Origin of the sequence: Alcanivorax sp. DSM 26293, assembly GCF_900107995.1 — a bacterium.
Classification (GTDB): Bacteria; Pseudomonadota; Gammaproteobacteria; order Pseudomonadales; family Alcanivoracaceae; genus Alcanivorax.
Genome location: NZ_FNUM01000004.1, coordinates 65982 through 83619, shown reverse-complemented (window position 1 = coordinate 83619; position 17638 = coordinate 65982). Strand labels below are relative to the sequence as shown.

General features: G+C 55.6%; 16 protein-coding genes and 1 pseudogene. 12 read left to right on the top strand and 5 right to left on the bottom strand.

All coding sequences use genetic code 11. The features are described from left to right. Nucleotides 1–11: 11 nt before the first annotated feature. Together C4S63_RS08825 and C4S63_RS08820 are read right to left on the bottom strand one after the other, a co-directional pair. Complete coding sequence (locus C4S63_RS08825; protein ID WP_231874124.1) at nt 12–479, bottom strand: response regulator; 468 nt, start codon at nt 477–479, stop codon at nt 12–14. A gap of 266 nt (nt 480–745) precedes the next feature. Further along, the gene (locus C4S63_RS08820) at nt 746–1168 is read right to left on the bottom strand and encodes a PaaI family thioesterase (RefSeq protein ID WP_062814809.1); all 423 of its coding nucleotides are present in this window, start codon (nt 1166–1168) and stop codon (nt 746–748) included. Nucleotides 1169–1305: 137 nt separating this feature from the next. On the opposite strand from C4S63_RS08820, the gene C4S63_RS08815 reads away from it, so the two are divergent. The 8 genes and pseudogenes from C4S63_RS08815 (at nt 1306) to C4S63_RS08780 (ending at nt 11087) form a co-directional block, all read left to right on the top strand. Further along, nucleotides 1306–1599: a hypothetical protein gene (locus C4S63_RS08815; RefSeq protein WP_062814808.1), complete on the top strand. Its 294-nt coding sequence runs from the start codon at nt 1306–1308 to the stop codon at nt 1597–1599. Nucleotides 1600–1666: 67 nt separating this feature from the next. After that, nucleotides 1667–2899, top strand: coding sequence for a TolC family protein (locus C4S63_RS08810; protein ID WP_062814807.1), 1233 nt, complete (start codon nt 1667–1669; stop codon nt 2897–2899). Nucleotides 2900–2991: 92 nt separating this feature from the next. After that, a complete protein-coding gene (locus C4S63_RS08805; RefSeq protein WP_103917377.1) occupies nt 2992–4212 on the top strand; it encodes an efflux RND transporter periplasmic adaptor subunit in 1221 nt (406 codons plus the stop codon). A 181-nt stretch (nt 4213–4393) separates the two neighbouring features. After that, complete coding sequence (locus C4S63_RS08800) at nt 4394–7537, top strand: efflux RND transporter permease subunit (RefSeq protein WP_103917376.1); 3144 nt, start codon at nt 4394–4396, stop codon at nt 7535–7537. A gap of 291 nt (nt 7538–7828) precedes the next feature. After that, nucleotides 7829–8623: a restriction endonuclease gene (locus C4S63_RS08795; RefSeq protein WP_103917375.1), complete on the top strand. Its 795-nt coding sequence runs from the start codon at nt 7829–7831 to the stop codon at nt 8621–8623. 86 nt (nt 8624–8709) lie between these two features. Further along, on the top strand, nt 8710–9681 hold the full coding sequence (locus C4S63_RS08790; protein ID WP_103917374.1) for a 5'-nucleotidase: 972 nt from the start codon (nt 8710–8712) through the stop codon (nt 9679–9681). Between the two features lie 54 nt (nt 9682–9735). Beyond that, a pseudogene (locus C4S63_RS08785) lies at nt 9736–10295 on the top strand (non-canonical purine NTP pyrophosphatase). Further along, nucleotides 10296–11087, top strand: coding sequence for an SIR2 family protein (locus tag C4S63_RS08780; RefSeq protein WP_200819532.1), 792 nt, complete (start codon nt 10296–10298; stop codon nt 11085–11087). Nucleotides 11088–11250: 163 nt separating this feature from the next. Here C4S63_RS08780 and C4S63_RS08775 read toward each other — a convergent pair whose 3' ends face one another. After that, nucleotides 11251–11694 carry a MarR family winged helix-turn-helix transcriptional regulator gene (locus C4S63_RS08775; RefSeq protein WP_062815511.1) on the bottom strand — a complete coding sequence of 148 codons (444 nt, stop codon included), beginning with the start codon at nt 11692–11694 and terminating at the stop codon, nt 11251–11253. A 95-nt stretch (nt 11695–11789) separates the two neighbouring features. On the opposite strand from C4S63_RS08775, the gene C4S63_RS08770 reads away from it, so the two are divergent. Next, entirely contained in the window at nt 11790–12236 is a 447-nt protein-coding gene (locus C4S63_RS08770; RefSeq protein ID WP_103917373.1) for a hypothetical protein, read from the top strand. Nucleotides 12237–12269: 33 nt separating this feature from the next. On the opposite strand, the gene C4S63_RS08765 is transcribed toward C4S63_RS08770, so the two are convergent. Further along, nucleotides 12270–12932: a cupin domain-containing protein gene (locus tag C4S63_RS08765; protein ID WP_103917372.1), complete on the bottom strand. Its 663-nt coding sequence runs from the start codon at nt 12930–12932 to the stop codon at nt 12270–12272. Between the two features lie 187 nt (nt 12933–13119). Further along, nucleotides 13120–14949 (bottom strand): ATP-binding protein, encoded by a 1830-nt coding sequence (locus C4S63_RS08760; protein WP_082810748.1) that lies wholly within the window; start codon nt 14947–14949, stop codon nt 13120–13122. A 415-nt stretch (nt 14950–15364) separates the two neighbouring features. Here C4S63_RS08760 and C4S63_RS08755 point away from each other — a divergent pair, with 415 nt between their 5' ends. The 3 genes from C4S63_RS08755 to C4S63_RS08745 all read left to right on the top strand — a co-directional run bounded on the left by C4S63_RS08755 (nt 15365) and on the right by C4S63_RS08745 (nt 17632). Continuing rightward, nucleotides 15365–15631: a PepSY domain-containing protein gene (locus tag C4S63_RS08755; RefSeq protein WP_103917371.1), complete on the top strand. Its 267-nt coding sequence runs from the start codon at nt 15365–15367 to the stop codon at nt 15629–15631. Nucleotides 15632–15636: 5 nt separating this feature from the next. Then, complete coding sequence (locus tag C4S63_RS08750) at nt 15637–16155, top strand: cytochrome b/b6 domain-containing protein (RefSeq protein WP_062815517.1); 519 nt, start codon at nt 15637–15639, stop codon at nt 16153–16155. A gap of 328 nt (nt 16156–16483) precedes the next feature. Continuing rightward, nucleotides 16484–17632, top strand: a complete 1149-nt coding sequence (locus C4S63_RS08745; RefSeq protein WP_103917369.1) for a zinc-binding dehydrogenase — start codon at nt 16484–16486, stop codon at nt 17630–17632. Nucleotides 17633–17638: the final 6 nt, after the last annotated feature.

Below are 17638 nucleotides of genomic sequence, written 5' to 3'. Positions count from 1 at the left end.
GCTAGCGGCGGTTAGCCCTCGTAGCCAAGACTGCGCAGGGTCTGGCGTTGTTCGCGAACGGTCTCCGCCAGGATGCGGTTTTCCAGCAGGATATCGCGGAACTTGAGGCCTTCGCGAATATTGCCCAGCAGTTGTTCGTCATCCCAGGGCTTGGGAATAAAGCGGAATGCGCCGGCCTTGTTGATGGCAGACATGACCGTTTCGATATCGATGACCCCGGTGAGCAGAATGCGGATGGTATCGGGCTGCAGGTCACGGAGTTCCTGCAGCAACTCCAGGCCATTCAGCTCGGGCATCATGTAATCGGTAATCACCGCATCGAAAACCGTGGTGCGGGCCCGGCGCAGGGCTTCCCGGGGATCCTGGTAGGTTTCCACGTCCCAGTCGGTGTACATGTTGATGGTCCGTTTGAGGGCCTTGAGGATGTAATCCTCATCATCAACGAGCATGACCTGATACATATTCTTATCCTCATTCATGCAGCTCCGGGCGTGGCAAAACCGGGTGAAATAGCAGGAATCGCCCGCCGGACCGTCACCTTTGACGATACCCGCGGGTCTCTGCGCTGACAATTGATGGCAGGTTGAGGAAGGTTCCGGTCATGCTGCCTGTTCTGCCGTTTGTCCGGCATGGACAAAACAGCGGCAAATCAGGGGGAAAACGCCCCGGTAACCGGGGCATTGCAAGGCGTTATGCAGGGAGTCTTCCCCATATGCAAAAAGCGGGAAGGTTCACGAATGGCGCGCTAACGGACGGTGGTAATCGCCTTGGTCACAGAACCGGTGGCAATCAGGCGCTCTTCGCCGCTGGCATTGACCGCCAGGGCTTCCGCCCGCATGGCCGCCAGGGTGCGGCCCAGACGATCCAGCCGGGCGCGAATCACCACGGTTTCCCCTTTCATGGCCGCACGCAGCACACTGCTGTGGGTTTCCACCGTCACCGGTTGCTGGTCGGCGGATAACGACGGCACCACGGCAAAGAAGCAGGCCACGTCCATCAGTGCATAGACGATGCCGCCGTGCAGGGCACCCATGGGATTGGTGGTGAACTCGTTGACCGTAAAACGCACCTCACTGCGACCTTCGCCGGCGCTGAGCAGTTCCAGTTCGCAGGCGCGGTGCAGGGGGTGGGCAAGAACGGAATCACGGACTTCTTCCAGGCGGCTCATGATATCTCTCGTCAGAAAGGGGGCCGTTACTGTGCCGTCTGCCGCCGCGTCTGTGAATGACCGGATGAAACTAAATGCCTTGACCGGGGTCTTCTCTCTTTGCAGAGTAGACCCTCCCCTAACCCACGGCAGGCACCATGAAAGCACTGGTCTGGACATTGCTGCTGATCATCTGCACACACGTGCTGGTGCTTGATGCCATGCATCATGAGCACGATGCCGACGTGGCCGTGGAACAGCTCGATGATGCCCCTGTCCCGCTGGACGTGCTGGATGCCGGCGGGGACCACTGCTGCCAGTGCCATGGCTTCATGGCCAGTATGGAATGCGCCCCCGCCCGTTTGCCTGCACCGCCGGCAACCGTCCTGGCGTTGCGACCCCCCTTGCCGGACGCGCCGGCGGATAATCCGTTTCGCCCTCCCATCGCCTGATCGCCTTTCCGAGCCCGAGTTGCGCCTGAGCGCGACAGATTCCGGATAATCGATCAGGAGCTTTCCCATGGAAAGTCTATCCCCCGTAGTGCGCGGTTGCGCACTGCTATTGCTGCTATGCGCCACTCGGCTGCAGGCAGACACCCCCGCCGGCCAGTGGGCCGGCTGGCTGCAACAACAGATCAACAGCCTGCCCGCCAGCCGTGCCATCAATGCCGAACAGGAACGCTGGCTGGCGGAAAACCGTGATGCGGCGCAGCCGCTCTACAACCCTGCGCTGAACATCGGCTATGAAGACAGCGCGGAAACCACCCGAACCCTGGGGCTCAGCCAGACCCTGGACTGGTCCGGCAAGGCGCGCGCCCGCCGCGATGCGGTGGCGGTGCGCGACACCCTGGCACAACTTCGCGCCGACAAGGCCCGCGCCAGCTTGCTGGCGGACAGCCTCAATGCGCTGGTGGCCTTCGATGCCGCCCGTGCCCGGCTGGCTGCCACTCGCGCCCAGGAGCAGCAGCTGTCCGCACTCAGTGAGTTGATCCGGCGCCGTGAACAGGCCGGAGATCTGGGGCAGGTGGATGCGCAACTGGCCTGGCTGTCCCTGGCCCAGGCCCAGCAGACCCTGGCGGAAGCGGAAAGCGATGCCACGGCGGCGGCGACCCGGTTGCGGCAGGTGTTAGCCAGTGCCCAGCCGGGCCGGCCCCTGCCCGCGGCTCGCCATTGGCAAGCGGTGGCAGTCAGTACCGATACCTCGCAACGGCTGCCGGTTAGCTTTGATCTGCGTCTGGCCCAGCAGCAGCTGGCTCTGGCCGAGCAGGGCGCCACCCTGGCGAGCCGTCAGCGCCGGGCCGATCCCACGCTGGGGTTCAGTGTCGGCCAGGAAGGCGACGACAACCTGTGGGGCGTGGATATCAGCCTGCCGCTGAAAATCTTCAATACCGGTAACGATCGCTATCAGGCTGCCCTGGCCGACAGCGAGTCCCGCCGCGCCTTGCTGGAGAAAACCCGCGCCGATATCGCCGCCCAGCTCGACGGCGCCCTGCGCGATTACCAGCAGCGCCGTGAGCGCTGGCAAACCTGGCAGCAACTGACCGGCGACACCCTGGCCCGCAGCGACGCGCTGCTGGAACGGGTCTGGCAACAGGGCGAGCTCACCACCCAGAGCTACCTGCAGGCTCTCAACCAGCGCCTGGATACCCGCCTGTCCGGTATCGCCCTGCGCGAAGCCATGCAACAGGCCTGGATCGAATGGCTCCAGCAAAGCGCCCAGCTTAATGACTGGCTGAATAGCCTCGCTAACTAACAATGCCGTAGGAGCGTCGCTCGCGGCGCGATCACAAACGTATGGAATCGCGCCGCGAGCGACGCTCCTACGGGAAAATTTGGAAATTTTTTATGAAAACCAAAACACGTTTCAAACAATCCCCACTGGCCCTTGCCCTGCTGGCAACCCTGGCCAGCCCCGTCTGGGCAGAAGAAGACCACGCCCATACCCACAACGAAAGCAACGAAACACAGCAGCATGCCCGGCAGCCGGCACCGGACGGCAATGCCGATCATGATAGCCATGGTCACGGCGACGCGGCCAAAGACACCCATGAGGAAGAAGCAGTCCTGGAGCTAACCGCCGACCAGCAAGCCATGCTCAACCTGCAAGTCATCACCCTGCAACCGCAAACCAACGCCACCCAAACCCTCACGGTCCCGGCAGAAATCATCAGCAACCAGTACCGTACCTGGGTGGTGCCGGTGCGCATCGATTCCCAGGTGCAATCACGCAGCGCCACCCTGGGCCAGCACCTGAAAAAGGGCGAGCCCATTGCCACCCTGTTCAGCCCGGCCATGGCGCAACTGCAAAGTGATTTGCAGGTGGCGGCCGATGCCTGGCGGCGGGTGAATAATCTGGGGCGTCGCACCGTGGGTAATCAGCGCTATCTGGATGCCCAGGGTCAGTACCAGTCCCTGCGCGCCCGCGCCAAAGGCTACGGCCTGGATGATGACGCCATTGCCGCCATCGAAGCGGGCAAGAGTGAAAAGGGCGTTTACACCCTCACCGCCCCGGACGATGGCCTGGTGCTGGAAGATGCCTTCCAGCAAGGCCAGTGGCTCACCGCGGGCAGTGCCCTGGTCACCCTGGTGGATGAATCCGAACTGTGGGCCGAAGCCGCGCTTCCTCCCACCCCCGGATTGCAAATCGCCACCGGCACCCCGGCGCGGGTCATCGTGGGTGACACCACCGTGGATGGCCAGGTGATCCAGTCCGGCCACCGCCTCAACCCGGTCACCCGCACCCTGGCCGTGCGCGTGGCCATTCCCAATGCGGGCCATCTGTTGCACCCGGGCATGTTCGCCGATGTGGCGTTGTCGTTAGCCGCACCCGAGAACGCGCTCACCGTCCCGGAAGAAGCGCTGACCCGTGGCCCCGATGGTGATTGGCAGTTGTTCGTGGAAGAGGAGCCGGGCCATTACCAGCCCGTGGAAATCCAGCTCAACGGCCAACTGGCAAACCGTCGCATCGTCACTGGCATTGAGCCGGGCACCCGCGTGGTCACCCGCGGCGCCTTTTTTCTGGCCAGTGAAATGGCCAAGTCCGGTTTCGACATCCACAACCATTAATTTAATACACCGGTGATGATGCCATGTGCGGCCTCTCTGGAAGGTCCCCTCTCCCTTGAGGGGAGAGGGACAGGGAGAGGGTGAGAGGCTCCAAACGCAGATCAATGATCCAGCGTTGCTCCCCAGTCTTCACATCCAGAAGCGCCGCAGCAAAAAACACCGGCAGGTCCAGGAGACCACCATGTTCAACAAACTAATCGACTGGGCGGTAAACAGCCGCCTCATTGTATTGCTGTTACTGGTCATCACCATCGGCGTGATCGGCAGGCAACTCCCCAACCTGAAACTGGATGCCTTCCCGGACGTTACCAATGTGCAGGTACAGGTGAACACCGAAGCGGAAGGCCTGGCCGCGGAAGAAGTGGAGCAGCTGATCACCTACCCCATCGAGGCGGTGATGTACGCGTTGCCCCAGGTGGACGAGGTGCGCTCCATTTCCAAGACCGGCCTGTCCATCGTCACCGTGGTGTTCGAGGAAGGCACCGATATCTACTTCGCCCGCCAGCTGGTGTTCGAAAGGCTGCAGGCGGCGCGGGAAGATATTCCCGAAGGCGTGGGCACCCCGGAAATGGGCCCCAACACCTCCGGGCTTGGTCAGGTCTATCAATACCTGCTCACCGCCCAACCCGGCTCCGGGGTGGATGCCATGCAACTGCGCAGTCTTAACGACTGGGTGGTGAAGCTGTTGCTGATGCCGGTGGGCGGCGTCACCGATGTGCTCAGCTACGGCGGTGACGTGCGCCAGTATCAGGTGAACGTGAATCCCACCCGCCTGCTGGCCTACGACCTGACCCTGCAACAGGTCATGGACGCCATCGCCGCCAACAACCGCAACGCCGGCGGCTGGTATCTGGATCGCGGGGCCGAACAACTGGTCATCCGCGGCATGGGCTGGGTGGGCAGCGGCGAGCAGGGGCTCGGCGACATTGCTGCCATTCCCCTCAAGGAAGTGGACGGCACCCAGGTGCGCGTCAGTGACGTGGCAAAGGTGAAATTCGGCGGCGAGATCCGTCAGGGCGCGCTCACCATGACCCGCCGCGCTGCCAACGGCGAACCGGAAGCGTTGGGCGAAGTGGTGGCGGGCATCGTGCTCAAGCGCATGGGGGCCAACACCAAGGCCACCATCGATGGCATCAAGGATCGCGAAGCGCGCATCCGCCAGGCCCTGCCCGACGGGGTGGAATTCCAGGTGTTCTACGACCAGGCCGATCTGGTGGAAAAAGCCGTGGGCACTGTGGTCACCGCCTTGCTGCTGGCCTTTGTGTTTATCGTCATCGTGCTGGCGCTGTTCCTCATGAATCTCCGCGCCACCGCCCTGGTGCTGTTGTCCATTCCTCTGTCCATTGGCCTGGCGCTACTGGTCATGGCCAGCCTGGACATGTCCGCCAACCTCATGTCCCTGGGCGGCCTGGCCGTGGCCATCGGCATGCTGGTGGATGGCTCCGTGGTGATGGTGGAAAACATCTTCAAGCACCTGAGCCGGGTAGAGGGCAGCCACGACCAACCGGGCGGCATCGCCCTGCGCGTGAAGGACGCCGCCCAGGAAGTGGCCCGCCCGGTGTTCTTCGCCGCCAGCATTATTCTGGTGGTGTTCATGCCCCTGTTCGCCTTCGAAGGGGTGGAAGCGAAAATGTTCGTGCCCATGGCTATCAGCATCATGCTCGCCATGGCCGCCGCCGTGCTGGTGGCGTTGATCGTGGTGCCGGCCCTGGCGGGCTTCCTGTTCCGCCACGGCGTGGAAGACAAACCCAACCGGCTGATGCAGTGGCTGGAAGCCCGCTACCGCGCCGTGCTGGCCAGGGCCATGCAGGCGCGCAAAATGGTCATCGGCGGCGCGGTAGGGCTGTTCGCCCTGGCGCTGGCCACCACGCCTTTTATCGGCACCGAGTTCGTGCCGGTACTGGAAGAAGGCACCCTGGCCCTGCGCGTGACCCTGGCGCCGTCCTCCAGCCTCGATACCGCGTTAGCCGTGGGCGAAAAACTGGAACAGGAAATCATGACCTTCCCGGAAGTCACCTATGCACTCAGCCGGGTAGGGCGCGCGGAAATCGGCGGCGATCCGGAGCCGGTGAGCAACGTGGAAATCTACATCGGCCTCAAGCCGGTGAGTGAATGGGAAAGCGCCAGCAGTCGTCTCGAGTTGCAGGAAAAAATTCAGCAAAAGCTCGACGTGCATCCGGGCCTGTTGCTCAACTTTTCCCAGCCCATCGCCATGCGCGTGGACGAACTGCTCTCCGGCGTCAAAGCCCAGCTGGCCATCAAGCTGTTCGGCCCGGACCTGGCCGTGCTTCAGGAAAAAGGCGAAGCCATCACCCAGGTCGTGAAAGCCGTGGACGGTGCCACCGACGTGCAACTGGAACAGATAGCCGGGGAAGCCCAACTGGTGGTCACCCCGGATCGTAACGCCCTCAGCCGCTATGGCCTTAGCGTCAATCAGGTCATGGATCTGGTCAGCAATGGCCTCGGTGGCGGCAGCGCCGGGCAGGTGATCAACGGCAACGAACGCTACGACATCTATGTGCGCCTGGAACAAAGCGCCCGCAACAACGCCGAGGCCATCCGCAACCTGCGCCTGAAAGCCGCCGACGGTGCCTGGGTGCGCCTCATGGAGGTGGCGGATGTATCCCTGGTGTCCGGCCCGCCGCAGATCAGCCGCGACGACGTGCAACGCCGCGTAGTCATCCAGGCCAACGTGGCCGGTCGCGATATGGGCTCCGTGGTAGCCGACATTCAAAGCGCCATCGATACTGACGTGGACCTGCCCGCCGGCTACAGCGTGGATATCGGCGGCCAGTACGAAAACCAGCAGCGTGCCCAGCAACGCCTGGCCATGGTGGTGCCCGTGGCTGTGGGCCTGATCGCCCTGTTGCTCTACTTCGCCTTCGGCTCCGTGGCCCAGGCCGCCCTGATCCTGGTCAACGTGCCCCTGGCCCTCATCGGCGGCATCCTCGCGCTGGCAATCAGCGGCCAGTACCTGTCCGTGCCCAGTTCGGTGGGCTTTATTACTTTGTTTGGGGTAGCGGTGTTGAATGGGGTGGTGATGGTGGAAGCCATCAATCATCGCCTGCGCGATGGCGAAGCGCTGGAGACGGCGATCTTCGAAGGTGCCGTCTCGCGGCTACGCCCGGTATTGATGACGGCGCTTACCTCCATGTTGGGGCTGATTCCCATGTTGTTGGCGACGGGCGTGGGCAGTGAAGTGCAGCGGCCATTGGCGGTGGTCATTGTCGGCGGCCTGGTGTCGGCCACGGCGTTGACGTTGTTGGTGTTGCCGAGTCTTTATGGGGTGTTTTCGAAGGAGAAGGTGGGGGAATTACAGCGATAAGCCGTTATCCCCGGCCTTGCGGGCCGGGGATAAGGTCCCGTTTTTCACCCGCGCGCACGTTGAATTTGTAGGATATGGCTTACAGAAATTTGTAAGTAGCTGAGATAAGGTTGTTTTTCCGAAAAGCGGATGCAAGAAAAGTCTGTTGAGAGTGATTTCTGCTTGTAGGGCAAGTCACTGATTGGTAGTCAATTTTTTGGGGTTCTTGGGCCAGGCTAGATCGGAGATATACAGCAAAGTGATATATCGCATCTGCAATTGACTAAACTGTTAGCCATCAGGAGTCTAGATTTGAACCTTAGCGGCACTGCAATCATCGAATGTCAAAAATGCTCCAACGAGCTCGCTATTGATGGTTCGGACATTTGTATGGATGCGGTTAGCTCCGAGGAACGAGGAATGGGGCCTGAGGTTGGTTATGAGGGAGAGCTCGAATGCGAGTGTCCAAAATGTGGTAATAACGTGTTGATTCGCCATAGTGCTTGGGAATACCCAGTCGGTGCATTGAACTACAGCGAAAATGAAGTCGAGGGTGGTCAACTAATCGAAGGATTTAAAGACTTGGACTTTTCTTTTCAAGAAGAGATCTATTCTTTTGATGAAGAATTTGAGCTGTATCTTCCTGAAAAAAAGATAATAATCACCAACCTAGAAACCAGTGTCGATCTCCTACTGGCTGAGCTAGCCCGATCTCCAGATTTAATTTATAGCATAGCCTCAAGAAAGTTCGAGGAGTTGATTGCTCATATCTTCAGTAAGCAAGGATTTTCCGTTGAGCTTACCAAAAAAACGAGAGATGGTGGCCGCGACATAATAGCACTGCGTAATGACCTTGGAATACCAGTTAAGTACCTCATCGAATGCAAGCACTACGCTAAGAAAAACCCAGTCAGCGTGGAAGTTGCACGTGCATTGTATGGCGTTCAGCTCCAAGAGGGCGCCAATAAGTCTGTCATTGCTACAACCTCCTATTTCACGCGTGACACAAAAAAGTTTGTAACTGCACAAAACACAACAGAGTGGCACATGTCGCTAAAGGATTACCAAGACATTGTGGGCTGGCTGAAAAGCTCTAGTAATGGCTAACAATGCGCTTTTGTCGGAAAAAATTTTTACCGCTTCGCAGCTCTATAATGTCAGCAAATCTTGGCGTCAATGTTTAAGGGGGCTATATGCCATATCCAATTGAAAGGAAGTTGGTTGTAGCAGTTTCATCGAGCGCTCTATTTGATTTATCTGAGTCACATTCGGTTTTTATTGAAAAAGGGCCGAAAGCCTACAAAAAGTTTCAAGAAGAAAATTTAGATAAGGTTCTTGAGAAAGGCGTTGCGTTTCCTTTTATTAAAAGATTTTTGAAAATTAATCATAGGTTTCCTGAGAAGCTGCCGGTAGAGGTTGTTTTATTGTCAAGAAATTCAGCCGCGACAGGAAAAAGAGTTTTTAGATCAATTAAACATTATGATCTTGATATATCTCGTGCAGCCTTCATGGAAGGAAAGTCGCCTTTTGAATATATTCCTGCATTTAACGCATCTCTCTTTCTTTCTGCAAATGAAGAGGACGTTCAAAATGCAATTGATGCTGGGTATCCTGGTGGGGTGGTTTTGCCTAGCAAAACAGTCAGTGATGACGAGAATGACGAACTAAGAATTGCATTTGACTTTGACGGTGTTATTGCTGATGACGAAGCAGAGGCAATATTCAAGGGTGGAGACCTTCCTGAGTTTCATGCATATGAGGTCGCAAATTCTGAAACACCTCACAAGCCTGGACCGCTGGCAGATCTTTTCAAAAAACTATCTTTCCTTCAAAAGCTAGAAGATCGTGAAATTGAAAAAGATAGAAATTATAAAAGAGCGCTAACTACTGCTATCGTAACAGCTAGAAATGCACCAGCTCATGAGCGCGTCATTACAACCCTGGAGGACTGGGGTGTCAGCGCCAATGAGATGTTTTTCCTTGGTGGGATGGAGAAAGATAGGATCTTATCAAAATTAAAGCCACACATGTTCTTTGATGACCAAAAAAGTCATTTGGAATCAAAGGCTGGTGATATACCAATGGTGCATATACCGTTTGGTATTGCGAATGTACAAAATAAACAGGCAGAGGCAGAGGCAGAGGCAGAGGCAGCGGACAGCTAATGCTGCGCGCTGCTTTGGGCATTAAAGTGCTCCCCACAGATAACAGAGCAAACTATGCTTGAAATTCGCTTTCTCTCACAGAACCAATTCAAAGTCGCCGAGGCTAGAGTAATCCTCAAAGATGCTGGAGTATCCGTTGTTCCAATATCTAGTAAAGTTGAGGAATTGCAGACCGAAGACTCCAAGCGTTTGGTCAAGGACAAGGCGATTAAGGCCTTCAAGCAAGTTGGTCGCCCGCTTTTTGTCGAGCATACGGGTCTATACATCAATTATATGAACGGCTTACCAGGTGGTTTGACTCAAATTTTCTGGGATAACCTCCAGGCGGACAAATTTTGTGAAATCTTTGGAGTAGACTCAAAAAACACGCTGGAAGCCAAAACGGTTATTGGATTTATTGATGGCCAACAGTTTTTTTCTTTGAAGGCTCGATTCGAGGGACTGTGGCTCCTAAACCGCGTGGTGATAGATCGTTTCAGTGGGATTGTGTGTTTGTTCCAGATGGCTATTCATCGACCTTCGCGGAAATGGGCGATCAGAAGCACGAAATCTCAATGAGAAGGCGGGCTTTGGACCAATTTTCTGAGTTTTTGAAAAAGCGAGGTATGGTTTAGATGCAGGAATTAGCGGCTGCTATCAGGTCAAAGAAAGCCGTTTTGTTTGCGGGTGCCGGTCTCTCAATGAATCTTGGTTTGCCTTCATTTGGAAGTCTGATCGACAAACTTGCTAGTGAGATGGGGTTCGATGCTGAAGTTTTCCATAGTTGTGGAGATTATCTGGCATTAGCTGAATTCTACTATCAGAAGAAGGGAAGCTTGGGGCCGCTAAGAAGTTGGATGGATACCACTTGGCACTCAAATGATGTCGATCTCGAAGGATCTGAAATACACAAGACCATTGTCGGGCTGGATTTTCCAACGATTTATACAACGAACTATGACCGCTGGATTGAGAAGTCATTCGAGCTGTGGGGTAAAAACTATTGCAAGGTTGCAAGCGTTGCGGATCTCGCTGCAGCACATGATTCCTTGCCACAGATAGTGAAATTCCATGGCGATTTCGACAATGACGAATCTATCGTGCTGACTGAATCTAGTTACTTTGACCGACTGGATTTTGAATCACCTTTGGACATCAAGCTACGCAGCGACGTACTCGGGAAAACAGTGTTATTTCTCGGATACAGTCTATCTGACATAAACATCCGGTACTTATTGCATAAGCTGCAAAAGCAGTGGTCACAATCAACAAATGGTAAAGGGCGTCCGAAATCTTACATTTTTCTCACAAGGCCAAATGTCGTCCAGGAAGAGTTGTTGAGGGCGAGGGGGGGGCACTCCCATTGTTGCGGAATCGGACGATCCCAAAGAGGCAACTTCATCGTTTCTCCGGGAGTTGTTGCATGAGGCGTACGGAAAAACTGCCACGCTTTAACAACGCGCTGTTGTAGTACTAGGAACACTAGAGGATCCGGGGTCGGGATCCGAGGTCTTGCCCCGTGCTTCAGGTGGCAAAAGGCAAGACCTGGTCTCAATGTTGGCTTTCCTGTTTTGGCTGCGGGTCAGACCGTTATCGGTCCATAGAGACAGCGATTCGTTTAAGCACAGACAGTGTTGTTTCTAGTTCTTCCTTACTCATGTCCTTTGAGCATATGGTTGCCCAACCCGACTGCTTTTCATCCAGCTTTAAATATACCGTTTTCCCACGCTCCGACAGGCTTATCAGTTTTGCGCGCTTGTGGCCTGGATTGTCCTGGAAAACCAGAAGTTCATCCTGCTGCATGGCATCAACCAGTCGTTGTACGGCTTGTCGTGTCAGTCCCATGCTTCTGGCTATTTGCGGCACGGTTTGCGGTTCACCCGCGAGGGAAAGCGCCCCCAGAATCTTCCATCGGGCACTCGTAATGCCATACTCCGAGCCCATATCGTCACCTTCACTGACAAGCAGCCCGCCCAGCTTGAAGACTTCAAGTACGATTTCGGTGAACACCGGGCCTTTCTGTGGGTCGTTCATAGGCGTCCCTTCTGTAAATTGACAACATGTTGACAAGCTGAGTGGCTCTTTAGCACAATGACAACATGTTACCAATTTCCCTGCCGGAGGAAACCATGGCGTCTCTGCTTCATCGCCTTGCCGCAATTATTGCCTTCTTGTGCATTGCCACGTTCTTTTCGGCAACCATTCTCGTTGAGCTTTTCGGTAACGGAGAAGCCATCGCAACCCTGAAAAGCCTCATTGTCTGGCCAGGCTTGTTGATTCTTGTTCCTTCCATTGCATTCACTGGCGCGAGCGGGTTCGCTCTGGCTAAAGGCAGAGGCGGAAAGCTGGTACGACAAAAGCAGAAGAGAATGCCGTTTATTGGCGCCAATGGAATATTGGTGCTGATTCCCTGCGCGGTAGTGCTTGATCATTGGGCATCCCTGGGGGCTTTTGATACTGGTTTCTATGTGGTGCAAGGCGTCGAATTGATTGCCGGTGCCATCAATCTCATTTTGATGGGAATGAATATGAGAGATGGCCTTGGGTTGACTGGAAGATTGAGACGGTCCGCGTGAACAAAAGAAATTGGGGGCACCCCCAATTGGCATTTACAAATGCCCCACCTTCACATAAATCAACGCCCCGTCTTCTTTCGTAAACGGCGTATGCCGACTCAGGTGAGGGCTGCGCAGCCAGCTGCCTTTGGGGTAGCTGCCATGCTCGTCATAGAAGGTGCCGTCCAGGACAAGGATTTCTTCTCCGCCCCAATGCTGGTGTGGCTGGAACTGGGTATGGGGCGCCCATTTTACTAGCGCTACATGCTCGCTTTTGAAATCGTGCAGGGGCATCACCGTCAGCCCCTCCACGAGCCCCGGTCGCCAGGGCGTGTTCAGGGTGTCGATCACTGTTGGCTCGGTGTCGTCCTGATCAAACTGATGCAGCTTGACCAGAATCGTTGCGCCTTCCTTGCCGATGCGCGGGGTGTGAGAGGTGCCAATGGGGTTACGCACGTAGGTGCCTGCCGGGTAGTCCTGATGTTCATCCGAGAACACCCCCTCCAACACCAGAAACTCTTCGCCGCCATCATGGGTGTGGGAGGAGAACGCACTGTGCGGGGCATAGCGCACGATTGAGGTGGCCCGTGCTACTTCGTCGCCGATCCGATCCAGCATCATGCGCTCAACGCCGGGCATGGGTGACGCCACCCACTGGTAGTCCGTGGGCCGAATGACGACGCGTTGTTCGAAATCTGCATTGAGTAAGGTAGTCATGATGCGCTCTTTAAAAATGGCGGGTGCCCGTGTCTGCCAGTATAAAACCTGCCGTTTACCCTGGCGCAGTAAAGCGTGTTCTCTGTTTCAAATGCGTGAAAGGATGGGATAAGGGGCTCCTGTGAATTGGCGGTGCTTCCGAATTAAGTTTATGCGTGTGCCTGACTGAAAAATCTTGCGCCTCTGTTTACGCTACCAGTGTCATCGCGCGCAGAGGTACCTCCAGTCGGCAGAGGCATCCTGTGTTATTGTCGCTTTCCCATCCTACCGTGGCGCCAATTTCCTGAGCTCGGTGACGGATGTTGGCAAGGCCCATACCGCGTTGTTGCATTTCCTCTGATAGCCCCGGACCTTCATCACGGATTGTCAGGATGAGTATGCTGCTGTCGTTAGCATGATGAATTCTGCAATCAAGGTGCGCTGTGCCAGTGTCTGCATGCTTGATGATATTGGATGTTAGCTCGCGCAGGATGCGACTGAGGTGGTAGGCCTTGGTCGGGTCTGCAGGGGTGTCGGGTATATCGCCGAGGCCGTTGTAATGAAACTGAATGCCGGCGTGGCTCAGCCGGTTTTCGCTTTCAGTGATGGCGTTGGCGATTAATTCATTGAGTGGAATGATATCCTGTCTGCTCTGATTCACGGTTTCCCGAAGCGACGATAGCGCTTCCCTGGCAAGTGAAGATTTTTCATGTTCGGCTCGGGAATGGAGGATAGAGAGCAGTTTTGCACCCACGTCATCGTGCAGATCTCGGTAGACCTTCTGGCGCTCCTGTTGTGCATGGTTGTAGAGGGCAAGTGCATGGTTTTCTGCATAGCTCTTTTCCAGTGAAGCGGAGATTTCCGCCACGCGGGTTTCCAGCTGACTGTTAAGGGTTTCACTGTGATTCAGGGCGCGCACGAAAGTCCGAACCAGATGGGCGAATATCAGGATAAGGAGGACGGCAAAGCCGTATTGCATGAAGGTGCCCTCCGGTAATCTACCTGGCTGCTGTGCTGCTGCCTGAAAGGCATAGATGTCATGTAGCACTAGCAGGGAGATCACTAGGAAGCCGGGAATCAGTAGAAGTAACTCCTTGCTGCGTTTGCGGATTGCGAGATGGGTTCCGATGACGAGAAGGTAGATCACCAGAGCCAGGTGCATGCCATGAACAAAGGTGATCACCAGGGTGTGCAAGCGCATGGGCATGATGAACAAGACAATACCGGAAAGAATCAAGGCAGCGATGGCGAGAATTTTCAAGCGCGGCCTGTCTAGTTGCATCAGCCGGTAAAGAAACATAAACAGGAAGAAGCCGGACAGGTCCACACAGTAGAAGACGAAGCGTAACCAGGTCCCATGATTTATTGGGGCAAAAGGAACCGCCATATAGAACATTACTGCTGACCAGCTAAAGCAGAGCAGAGAAAAGTAAAGGTAAAGCCGATCACTTCGGCGAAGCAACCAGATGAACAGGGTGAGGCTGCCCATCACAATGCAGGTGACCATGCTCCACTCTGCGATACGAATTTTCTGGAATACAGATTGTTGGTAATGACTTTGCAATACGGTCTGATCGCCGATGATCAGTGGAGACAGAACGGCGTTGGGTTCACCGCTACGAATACGAATGATGAGCTGATTGCCGGAGTCCAGCCAGTAGGCAGCAGGAAGTCGGGTATAGAAAGGATGGTTCCAGCCGGTTGATTCCCTGCCATCCAGACGCTGCGTGCCGGCGACCATGTGTCCGTTCAGAAAGATACTTATATCAAAGACATGGTTACTGACAAGCAAGCTATCACGCTGAGCATCGGGCAAGGAATCCAGATTAAAGCGAAACCAGAATGTGCCATGAATCTGGGAATAAGAGCCCGCAAATGGCAGTGTGGTGTCTTTCCAGTCTCCGTCAGGGAGTTGGCTTGTGGGTTTTTCCGAATAGAGATACTGACCCTGGGTAATGCGGGTGAAGGCAGTATCTGCAGAAAGTAAGCCGGAATACAGCAGTGAAGAGAGGAGGAACCATAGACAGATTGTACGCATTGGGGTGTTTGTTTGTTGTCAGTAGACTGACAATTTACCATGTTTATTCGTAGTGAAGGGAGAATTATTGCGAGCCAGTAGATGGCTACATCTATAGAAATAAGTAAAAAATAAAGAGAACCCAGCAATGGGCATTTAAAATGCCCCTCCTTCACATAAATCAACATCCGTCCTCTTTCGTAAACGGCGCATGCCGAATCAAGCTAGGGCTGTGCAGCCAGTTGCCTTGTGAAGGGTTTGTTAATGTGTCGCACAGTGCAGGCCAAGGAAGGCATGCTTCGGCCCGTATGGGCCCTGCCAGGGAACTTTGCGGCTTGTTGCTTGCCTGAAAAAATATGGCAAACTTGGTGGCCGTGCCGTTGGATGACGGTCGTTACAGTTTCCTTGTTTTCAACCCCTTAAGAGGAAAGAAATTATGCGTATCGTTCTCGTTTCATCATTGCTTGCCCTGAGTGCCGCTGCCGTTGCGGGTCCTGAGTGCCAGGAGAAAGATCGTACAAAATGGATGGATAAGGATGCTTTCGAGCAGAAACTGGTTGACGATGGCTACAAGGTCAAGGTGTTCAAGATCACTGATGGCGATTGTTACGAACTGTATGGCTGGAATGAGGAAGGCAAGAAAGTCGAGATTTACTATGATCCGGTCACCGGCGATACACTGAAGACCGAGATTGAGGACTGATTCAAATGGCTACTGTTCAGGTTTGGGATCCGCTGATCCGGATTTTTCACTGGACGGTTGCTGTTGTCTTTGTCGCCAACTATTTTTTCAATGAAAAAGGTGGCGATCTCCACGTGACTTTGGGTTATACCGCAGCGGGTATGTTGGCGTTGCGGTTTGTCTGGGGGTTTGTGAGCCGTGGTGCCGCACGCTGGTCTGATTTTTTCCCTACACCGTCACTGCTGGTTTCACACTGGCGCAGTCTTCTGCGGGGTGAGGGTTATCGTCGGCTAGGCCATACGCCACTTGGTGCCGTGGTGATGATCCTGATGATGTCGTGTCTGGCAGGACTCGTCACTACCGGATATATGATGGAAGAAACCGACATTTTCTGGGGGGTGGAATGGGTGAAAGACCTGCACTGGGGCTTCGCTACGACATTGCTGGGTTTGGTTGTTCTTCACATCCTGGGGGCGTTGTATGAAAGCTATCGCCTCAAGGAAAACCTCCCCTTGTCCATGATTACCGGGCGCCGTCGCCGCTAGTAGGCATTAGCCGGATTTTACGTGGCGACTAGGTCAATGCGTTCCCGCTGCTTGGGTCGTCCAGAGTAGAATGCCAAACGATAAACACTAATTGACAGTACCCACACACTGGCAGTAGAGCGCAAATGATTAACAGCAAAATATAATTTTTATCGCAATGCTGATACTGCCAAAGGTTTGAACAGCAGACCCATTACCGCTACGCCACCTTCCACGCTGATGCCTCAATGAAGGCGGCCCCATTTGGCTCCATACGACCTGTTTCCCCGTGCCTGTTGCGCGACACTATGAGCATGCCAATCAAGTCAGCCTGCCATAAGGAAAAGCCATGAAAGCGGTTGTTTGCCACCACGGTGACTTTGCGGTCCAGGATGTGCCCGAGCCGGAACCGGGAAAGGGACAGATACTTTTGAATGTGTTGCGTTGCGGCATCTGCGGGTCGGATCTGCATGCCCGTCATCACGCGGATGAACTGGCGGAGGCCACCGAGCGGGTCGGTTACCCGCACATCATGCGCAGCCATGAGCATGTGGTGTTGGGGCACGAGTTTGTGGGCGAGATCGCGGACTACGGCCCGAAGACCCATCGCCGCTGGAAGTCGGGCAAGCGCGTTGTGGCCATGCCCATGCGGCGCAATAACGGAATGGCGCATCTGACTGGCCTGTCCACCCAGGCCCCCGGCGCCTATGCCGAACGGGTGCTGGTGGAGGAATCCCTGGCCTTTCCTGTCACCAACGGTATTTCCGATGACCATGCGGCGCTGACCGAGCCCATGGCGGTGTCCCTGCATGCGGTGAACCGCTCCGAGATAGGCCGTCGTGACACGGCCATCGTGATTGGGTGCGGGCCCATTGGTCTCGGGGTGATTGCCATGCTCAAGGCCAGGGGGGTGCGTCATATCGTCGCCAGTGATCTTTCCCCCACGCGCCGCAAGCTGGCCAGGGCCATGGGCGCCCATGTGGTGGTGGACCCGTCCCAGGGCAGCCCCTATGAGGGTATGGAAAAGCGCGGCTTTATTGTGAATGCGCCGCAGCTGTTCGATATGGCCCTGGATGGCATGGCCATGCTGCGCATGACGCCGTTGCCCTGGGAGCCCCTGTGGCGGGCGGCGGAAGTGGCCGGCGTGACTAACCCGAAGCGGCCGGTGATTTTCGAGTGCGTGGGCATTCCGGGGATGATCGAAAGTATCGTCGCGGATGCGCCGTTACGCTCCTGCATCGTGGTGGTGGGCGTCTGCATGAAACAGGACCACTTCTTCCCGGTGAATGCCATCAACAAGGAAATCGATCTGCGTTTTACCCTGGGCTACATGCCCATCGAATTTCGCGATGCGTTGCACATGATTGCCGAAGGCAAGGTGAATGTGGGGCCAATGATTACCGGTACGGTGGGGTTGTTCGGCGTGGATGACGCCTTTACCGCGTTGGGTAATCCGGAGCAGCATGCCAAGATCCTGATTGATCCGGGCAAAGCCTGAGGAGAG

What these genes read in the sequence shown, in the direction of transcription:
- C4S63_RS08825 (WP_231874124.1), bottom strand. Translation starts at nt 479, where the DNA reads ATGAATGAGGATAAGAATATGTATCAGGTCATGCTCGTTGATGATGAG.
- C4S63_RS08820 (WP_062814809.1), bottom strand. Translation starts at nt 1,168, where the DNA reads ATGAGCCGCCTGGAAGAAGTCCGTGATTCCGTTCTTGCCCACCCCCTG.
- C4S63_RS08815 (WP_062814808.1), top strand. Translation starts at nt 1,306, where the DNA reads ATGAAAGCACTGGTCTGGACATTGCTGCTGATCATCTGCACACACGTG.
- C4S63_RS08810 (WP_062814807.1), top strand. Translation starts at nt 1,667, where the DNA reads ATGGAAAGTCTATCCCCCGTAGTGCGCGGTTGCGCACTGCTATTGCTG.
- C4S63_RS08805 (WP_103917377.1), top strand. Translation starts at nt 2,992, where the DNA reads ATGAAAACCAAAACACGTTTCAAACAATCCCCACTGGCCCTTGCCCTG.
- C4S63_RS08800 (WP_103917376.1), top strand. Translation starts at nt 4,394, where the DNA reads ATGTTCAACAAACTAATCGACTGGGCGGTAAACAGCCGCCTCATTGTA.
- C4S63_RS08790 (WP_103917374.1), top strand. Translation starts at nt 8,710, where the DNA reads ATGCCATATCCAATTGAAAGGAAGTTGGTTGTAGCAGTTTCATCGAGC.
- C4S63_RS08780 (WP_200819532.1), top strand. Translation starts at nt 10,296, where the DNA reads ATGCAGGAATTAGCGGCTGCTATCAGGTCAAAGAAAGCCGTTTTGTTT.
- C4S63_RS08775 (WP_062815511.1), bottom strand. Translation starts at nt 11,694, where the DNA reads ATGAACGACCCACAGAAAGGCCCGGTGTTCACCGAAATCGTACTTGAA.
- C4S63_RS08770 (WP_103917373.1), top strand. Translation starts at nt 11,790, where the DNA reads ATGGCGTCTCTGCTTCATCGCCTTGCCGCAATTATTGCCTTCTTGTGC.
- C4S63_RS08765 (WP_103917372.1), bottom strand. Translation starts at nt 12,932, where the DNA reads ATGACTACCTTACTCAATGCAGATTTCGAACAACGCGTCGTCATTCGG.
- C4S63_RS08760 (WP_082810748.1), bottom strand. Translation starts at nt 14,949, where the DNA reads ATGCGTACAATCTGTCTATGGTTCCTCCTCTCTTCACTGCTGTATTCC.
- C4S63_RS08755 (WP_103917371.1), top strand. Translation starts at nt 15,365, where the DNA reads ATGCGTATCGTTCTCGTTTCATCATTGCTTGCCCTGAGTGCCGCTGCC.
- C4S63_RS08750 (WP_062815517.1), top strand. Translation starts at nt 15,637, where the DNA reads ATGGCTACTGTTCAGGTTTGGGATCCGCTGATCCGGATTTTTCACTGG.
- C4S63_RS08745 (WP_103917369.1), top strand. Translation starts at nt 16,484, where the DNA reads ATGAAAGCGGTTGTTTGCCACCACGGTGACTTTGCGGTCCAGGATGTG.